Source organism: Streptomyces sp. NPDC004667 (genome assembly GCF_040609475.1).
GTDB lineage: Bacteria > Actinomycetota > Actinomycetes > Streptomycetales > Streptomycetaceae > Streptomyces.
In genome coordinates, this window is the sequence record NZ_JBEXKC010000244.1 from 1 (window position 1) to 2,152 (window position 2,152).

A 2,152-nucleotide genomic window follows, 5' to 3' on the forward strand; every position below is an offset into this window, starting at 1 on the left:
GCCCCCGAAGGGTCCGGGCGGAGCCCGGGGAACGGTGGAAGGGCGGGTAGGGGACAGCCCCGCGCAGCGGCGAGCAGGTCCCGGGCAAGGGACCGGGCCGGGCCCGCGGTCGCGGGGCCCGGCCCGGGTGGGGGGTGACCAGGAGGGGTCAGGAGGCGGCGACGGCGGCCAGTTCCTCGGCGAGGGCTTCGCGGATGACGGCCGCGCTGCGGTCCACGTCCTCCTCCGTCGTACGCCAGTTGACGACGGAGATCCGCATCGCGGCCCGCCCCTCCCACACCGTCCCCCCGAACCAGCAGACCCCGCTCTCCTGGATCCGCGCGATCACGTTCCGGGTCACCTGGTCGTCGTCGCCGAAGCGGACCAGCAGCTGGTTCAGGACGACGTCGTTGAGGAGTTCCACGCCCTCGACGCCGGCCAGGTGCCCCTCGAAGCGCCGTACGTGCGCGCAGCAGCGTTCGACGAGGTCCGCGACCCCCGAACGGCCAAGGGAGCGCAGCGCGGCCCAGACCGGCAGGCTGCGGGCGCGCCGGGAGAAGTCGGGGACCCACTCGATGGCGTCGCGTTCGCCGTCGGTGCCGGGCGGGAGGTACCCGGCCCGTTCGTTGAGCATGGCGGCCCGGTGCGCCTCGGGGTGGGCGATGACCACGATCCCGCAGTCGTAGGGGACGTTGAGCCACTTGTGGGCGTCCAGCGCCCAGGAGTCGGCCCGCTCCACGCCCTCGACGAGGGGGCGCAGCCGCGGGCTGGCGGCGGCCCACAGGCCGAAGGCGCCGTCGACGTGCACCCAGGCGCCGTACCGGTGCGCGATGTCGCAGACCTCGCCGACCGGGTCGATGGCGCCGGAGTTGACGTCGCCGATCTGCGCGCAGACGATGACCGGCCCGTCCAGGGCGGCCAGGGTGCGCTCCAGTTCGGCGGGGATCATGCGGCCCTTGTCGTCGACCGGCACGTTGCGGATGCGGGCGGTGCCGAAGCCGAGGTAGCGGGCGGCCAGGTCGATGGTCATGTGGTGCTGGGCGCCGGCGACGATGGCCACGTCGGGCGCGCCGCCCAGGCCCTCGCGCTCCACGTCCCAGCCGGCCTCGGCGAGGAGTTTGTGGCGGGCGGCGGCCAGCGAGGTCAGGTGGGCCATGGTGCAGCCGGTGGGGAAGCCGACGGAGGCGTGCGCGGGCAGGCCCAGGAGTTCCAGGACCCACTGCGCGGCGACGTCCTCGGCCACGGCGATGGCCGGTGAGAGGTTGTAGAGGCTGGCGGTCTGGTCGTAGGCGGCGACGAGCCAGTCGGTGGCGATGGCCACGGGCAGCGTGCCGCCGGTGACGTAGCCGAAGTAGCGGGGGCCGTTGGCGGTCGGGATGCCGCCCTCGGCGACGGCCCGGCCGATGAGTTCGATGGGGTCGCTCGCCGCACCCGGCCCGGCGGGCAGCGGGCCACCGAACATTTTCAGCAATTGTTCGGAACCGGCAGTGGCACCGACCGGCCGATCGGCGAGACCCGCCAGATATTCGGTGGCCTGCTGATAGGCCAATGCGAGAGGCGCACTGTCTGCTGTGGTCATAGTACTAACCTAGGGCGCGGGCACTGACGTACGACTGACGAATATGGCCGGAACAACCGGTTTCCCGGACTCCGTGGACTTCACGGGCCGTTGGACTGTATTACTTTCTCCTGTGGCCCGGTCCGACCGGCGGGCCGCCCGTGCCGAGCCATGAGACATGAGGAGTCCCGATGTCCGACGAGCAGACACGCAAGGTTATCGACCAGTTCAACCAGGCATTCCAGCAGCACGACCCCAGCCTGCTGAAGGACCTCCTCGCCGAGAACTGCCGGCTGGAGAACTCCGGGCCGGCTCCCGACGGCTCCAAGCACGTCGGGTACGACGAATGTCTGCAGTTCTGGAGCGCCATCGCGGGCAACGAGGGAATGACCTTCGAGGTGGAGGAGGTCTGGACGGCCGGCGAGCGCGCGGTGTGCCGCTGGACGCTGCGCTGGGGCGGCGGTCCGCAGGACTTCGTGCGGGGCGTGAACGTGACCCGCCTCGAAGGCGGACTGATCGTCGAGAGCTTCGGTTACGTCAAGGGCTGATCCGCGGAAAGCGTGAAAAGGGAAGGGGGGGTGGGGGGGGCGTGGGGGCCGGCCCCCCCTGCCCGTT

The 2,152-nt window shown here is 71.7% G+C and carries 2 protein-coding genes; one reads left to right on the forward strand and one right to left on the reverse strand.

Going from position 1 to position 2,152, the window contains the following annotated elements; translation table 11 throughout:
• Positions 1 to 148: 148 nt before the first annotated feature.
• On the reverse strand, positions 149 to 1,441 hold the full coding sequence (locus ABZW32_RS39715; RefSeq protein WP_356225778.1) for an aminotransferase class V-fold PLP-dependent enzyme: 1,293 nt from the start codon (positions 1,439 to 1,441) through the stop codon (positions 149 to 151).
• 287 nt (positions 1,442 to 1,728) lie between these two features.
• Here ABZW32_RS39715 and ABZW32_RS39720 point away from each other — a divergent pair, with 287 nt between their 5' ends.
• The gene (locus ABZW32_RS39720; RefSeq protein ID WP_030237782.1) at positions 1,729 to 2,085 is read left to right on the forward strand and encodes a nuclear transport factor 2 family protein; all 357 of its coding nucleotides are present in this window, start codon (positions 1,729 to 1,731) and stop codon (positions 2,083 to 2,085) included.
• Positions 2,086 to 2,152 lie beyond the last annotated feature (67 nt).

What these genes read in the sequence shown, in the direction of transcription:
- ABZW32_RS39715 (WP_356225778.1), bottom strand. Translation starts at nt 1,441, where the DNA reads ATGTTCGGTGGCCCGCTGCCCGCCGGGCCGGGTGCGGCGAGCGACCCC.
- ABZW32_RS39720 (WP_030237782.1), top strand. Translation starts at nt 1,729, where the DNA reads ATGTCCGACGAGCAGACACGCAAGGTTATCGACCAGTTCAACCAGGCA.